This window comes from Serratia sp. (in: enterobacteria), assembly GCF_046715635.1.
GTDB lineage: Bacteria > Pseudomonadota > Gammaproteobacteria > Enterobacterales > Enterobacteriaceae > Chania.
In genome coordinates this window covers 1-4,496 of sequence record NZ_JBKJYW010000091.1, presented here as the reverse complement: position 1 = coordinate 4,496, position 4,496 = coordinate 1, and the positions used below count along the sequence as shown (strand labels likewise).

At 56.2% G+C, this 4,496-nt stretch carries 5 protein-coding genes; 1 reads left to right on the top strand and 4 read right to left on the bottom strand.

Features of this window, described 5'->3' with window-relative positions; translation table 11 throughout:
* Positions 1–16: 16 nt before the first annotated feature.
* From proB to gpt, 4 genes are all read right to left on the bottom strand, one after another.
* The gene (proB, locus tag ACLQ7H_RS04400) at positions 17–1,120 is read right to left on the bottom strand and encodes a glutamate 5-kinase (protein ID WP_024483654.1); all 1,104 of its coding nucleotides are present in this window, start codon (positions 1,118–1,120) and stop codon (positions 17–19) included.
* Positions 1,121–1,231: 111 nt separating this feature from the next.
* Positions 1,232–1,633, bottom strand: a complete 402-nt coding sequence (gene crl / locus ACLQ7H_RS04395; protein ID WP_411751614.1) for a sigma factor-binding protein Crl — start codon at positions 1,631–1,633, stop codon at positions 1,232–1,234.
* 60 nt (positions 1,634–1,693) lie between these two features.
* Positions 1,694–2,941 (bottom strand): esterase FrsA, encoded by a 1,248-nt coding sequence (gene frsA, locus ACLQ7H_RS04390; RefSeq protein WP_411751613.1) that lies wholly within the window; start codon positions 2,939–2,941, stop codon positions 1,694–1,696.
* A gap of 165 nt (positions 2,942–3,106) precedes the next feature.
* Complete coding sequence (gpt, locus tag ACLQ7H_RS04385) at positions 3,107–3,565, bottom strand: xanthine phosphoribosyltransferase (protein WP_021805588.1); 459 nt, start codon at positions 3,563–3,565, stop codon at positions 3,107–3,109.
* 336 nt (positions 3,566–3,901) lie between these two features.
* Between gpt and ACLQ7H_RS04380 the strand changes: the two genes are divergently transcribed.
* Positions 3,902–4,496 (top strand): M20/M25/M40 family metallo-hydrolase (locus ACLQ7H_RS04380; RefSeq protein ID WP_411751612.1); only part of this gene is annotated, 595 nt, incomplete at its 3' end.

The window sequence follows — 4,496 nt, the reverse complement described above, 5'->3', positions numbered from 1 at the left end:
CGAGCATGTTCACTCCTTAACTTACGATCATATCGTCGCGATGCACGGCCACCGGGCCATATTCATAGCCCAGGATCTCGCTGATTTGCTGCGAGTGGTGCCCGGCGATCATGCGCATGGCATCGCTATTATAACGGCTGACGCCATGAGCCAGATCGCGCCCCGCCAGATTGCGGATGCGGATCACCTCACCCCGTGAGAAATCACCTTTAACATCGCGGATCCCCTTCGGCAGCAGTGAACTGCCACGGGCCATCATCGCTTCTACCGCCCCATCGTCAACGGTGATCTCGCCCGCAGGCGGAGCACCAAAGATCCAGCGTTTACGGTTCTCCAACGGGGTTTCCAGCGCATGGAAGCGGGTGCCCACCGGGTTGCCTTCAATCACATCGGCCACCACGCCCGGCTTGCTACCGGCGGCGATAATCACATCAATGCCCGCACGGCAGGCCACGTCGGCCGCCTGTAGCTTGGTGCCCATACCACCGGTACCCAAACCGGAAACGCTGTCGCCCGCAATGGCTCGCAGCGCATCGTCAACGCCGTGTACTTCACGGATCAGCTCGGCTTCCGGGTTATTCCGCGGATCGGCAGTATATAAGCCCTGCTGATCGGTCAGCAGCAGCAGCTTATCGGCCCCGGCCAGAATAGCGGCCAGCGCCGACAGGTTATCGTTGTCGCCAACTTTGATTTCTGCGGTGGCAACCGCGTCATTCTCATTAATCACCGGGACAATGCGGTTATCCAGCAGCGCGGTCATGGTGTCACGCGCGTTGAGGAAGCGCTCGCGGTCTTCCAGATCGGCACGCGTCAGCAGCATCTGCCCGATATGAATGCCATAAATCGAGAACAGCTGTTCCCACAGCTGGATCAGCCGGCTCTGCCCCACCGCCGCCAGCAACTGCTTGGAAGCGATGGTAGCGGGCAATTCCGGGTAGCCCAGGTGTTCACGCCCGGCAGCAATCGCCCCAGAGGTCACAATAACGATGCGGTGGCCCGCTGCATGTTGCTGGGCGCATTGGCGCACCAGTTCGACAATATGGGCACGGTTCAGACGCAGCGAACCGCCGGTCAACACGCTGGTGCCCAATTTCACAACCAATGTCTGGCTGCCGTTCATAATAGTTCTGCCGTTGGAGTTAAAAGGAATGCAAAGGACGTTGTAACAGGAGAGACGCGTTATGCCAACAGGCACAACGCGATTTCGGCGTAAATATGCGGGGGAAATGATCTAGGCAGAGAGTTTTATCGGTTGCTCGTTGAAATCATCAGCGGGTTCCAGCTTCAGTTCCATCGTGGTCAGCATTTCACCCAGCCGACGATGGAAGACGCGCAGCGTGGTTTCCAGCTTCTCTTTCACTTCAGCATCTTTAATCTTTTCCTCGTTCCAATGCCCTTCTTTGTCAAACAGACCAAAGTGGTAGCTATAGGTGAAACGGGAATTATCGGCCTGCAGTTCGATCCACCAACCCCAGAACTCACGTTTTTCCGGCGCGGGCTTGACGTTGACGCAAACCGCCAGGCAGTCAAAGAAAAAGCGGTCGTTCTCACATTGCCCTTCGCGCAGGTAAGGGCCTAGGCTGGCAAAGCGTTTCATTAGTCGGCTTTTAGGGTGGCCACTTGGTAGCGTCATTTCTCAACCTCCACAATGTAGTCCCCCCTTTTTAACAAACTGTTAAAAATTAGCAACTAGTTAGCGCATTTTATCTCTTAGCCAATCACAAATTTTCAGTAAGGACTGATGGAAACTCTGATAAACCGGCGTGCGCGGGATGGCGATCAGTTTGCCGCTCAGTGAAGAAGACGCGATCAGCTGTGACTCTTCTTTTGGGCTGAGCGGATCGTCATCCCAATAGGCGGCCAGCATCGGCGTCGGGCAACGGCGGCCCAGCAATCCCTGGGTTTTCAGGGAATAGCGGTTCAGCTCGGTTTTCAGCACGTTGTCGGAAGCGTTGGCCATGCCCATGCGGCTGGCCAGCACGTCCATATACATATCCGGCACGTGGTCCTGGCATTTCAACTCACACAGCAGGCTATGCACCACCGGCCCAACGCAGGCTACGCCGCGCAAACGCTGCGACTCCAGATAGGCCAGGCGCACCGCCACGTTGGCACCAAAGCGGAAGCCGAAGGCGCTGACACGCGTATGGTCAACCCAAGGCACGGAAGGCAGTTGAGCCAACACCTGCTGATGCAGGAAGCTGGAATCTTGCGTCAGCTTCCACTTATAGGATGAACCGATGGACGGCATATCAATGGTCAGCATCGCAATGCCGTGCGGCGCAAGATAATCACGGAACAGGCGGTGATAATCGGTCTGCAAGGTATCCAGGCTGCCGCACATCAGTACCGTTGGGTACGGTGCCTGGCCGTTATCTGGCATATGCAGGAAGCCGGTGATCGAACTGCCGCCCTCAATGGCGAACTCCAGCTCTTTTAGCTGATACGGCAGCAGCAGCGCGGCCTCTTCATAGGCACGATTGGAGAGCACCTCTGCCTGCTCCGCCAGCTCATCCCCTTTTAAATGCGGATAACCGGCAATGCTGTATAGATTGGCGGCATTCAGCCAATACTGCCCGCCGACCAGCGGATCTTTTTGCTCCAATGCCCGTTGCTGCCACAGCATCCCCTGGCGCACCCACTCGTAGATCCAGTTGCCGTTACGGTAACCGACTACGGTATCCAGCAGGTGATCGTCGCTATGCTCTGCGTTAGAGGCCGCAATGCGTGCCAACACTTCGCTGATCTCCAGCGGATCGGTGCCGCGCCAGGTCCACAGCAGATGATTGAGCATACGATACCAGTTGCCGTCGGTATCCCCCTCCAAGGCGGAGTGCATATCAGCACCTACCGCATGATGGGCACGGGTGACTAACGTCGAGGTTTCGACATGCTTAAATGAGGGTTTGAACAGTACTTCGGAAAGGTTGGCCTGTGCCATGGTAACAACAGCCTCCAGAGACTTACATCAAGGCTTGAATAGCCGATATCTGGGGGCTATTGTACCTAACTCTGGGGGTAGAAGGCGGGGAATTTACCGAATTTGACGAAACCGCTGCATAAACAACAACGCCCGGTATTGCCGGGCGTTTGAAGCAGGAGCGGATTAACGGCCGCCGATCGGTGGCACGAAGGTCACTGCCATATCCCAAGGCTGCTCGATCCAGGTGTCCTGCGGGATATCAACCACGTAATCGTCAACCAGCGGGCGGCCTGCTGGCTTGGCGAAGATGGTGACAAAATGGGCTTTCGGGTACATGTCGCGGATCGCTTTAGCGGTGCCGCCAGTATCCACTAAATCGTCAACGACGATAAAGCCTTCACCATCACCTTCGGCGCGCTTGAGCACCTTCATTTCGCGCTGGTTGTCATGGTCATAGCTGGAGATGCAGACGGTATCCACATAACGGATGCTCAGCTCACGTGCCAGCAGCGAAGCAGGCACCAGGCCGCCACGGCTTACGGCAATGATGCCTTTCCATTGATCGGCAGGCAGCAGGCGGTGAGCCAGTTTGCGCGCTTGCATTTGCAGCATATCCCAGGTAACAACGTATTTTTCGCTCATAGAATGGTGTCCCAGCCAGCAATGATGTGGCTTACTCAGTAGTTCAGGGGGAAAAAAGGTTGCGCGAGATTATAGAGACTGCGCGCCACGAATACCAGTTGAACCGAGGGATTGATGCGTTTTTCCTGTGAATGTCTTGGTGGCCAGTCGCGAGGCTTATCTGCGCAACCGCCCGTAAACCGGGGAACCCAAGCCGATAAACTGCGTCATACGGGGGGCGCGCAGCCGCGAATAAAATGATATTCTCAGGCTCACGTGCCTGAAGCACAGATAGCTACTCACCCTAACCGCACAGCATTCACTCCTTGCTGAAAATGCTGTCACAGGAGACTTATAGTGTCTGAATTGTCTCAACTTTCGCCACAGCCGCTGTGGGATATTTTTGCCAAGATCTGCTCAATCCCGCACCCTTCTTACCATGAAGAAGCGCTAGCGCAGCACATCCTCGACTGGGCTAAAGAAAAGAACCTGCATGCCGAGCGCGACCAGGTCGGCAATATTCTGCTGCGCAAGCCAGCCACCAAAGGCATGGAAAACCGCAAGCCGGTGGCGCTGCAAGCGCACCTGGACATGGTGCCGCAGAAGAACAACGATACGGTTCACGATTTCACCAAAGACCCGATCCAGCCTTATATCGACGGCGAATGGATCAAGGCACGCGGTACCACGCTGGGTGCCGATAACGGCATCGGTATGGCGTCTGCGCTGGCGGTGCTGGCCGATGACAGCGTAGAGCATGGTCCGCTGGAAGTGCTGCTGACCATGACGGAAGAAGCCGGGATGGACGGTGCCTTTGGCCTGCAGCCAAACTGGTTACAAGCCGACATCCTGATCAACACCGACTCCGAAGAGGAAGGCGAAATCTACATGGGCTGCGCCGGGGGGATTGATTTCATCACCACCCTGCCGCTGCAACGTGAAGCGCTGCCAG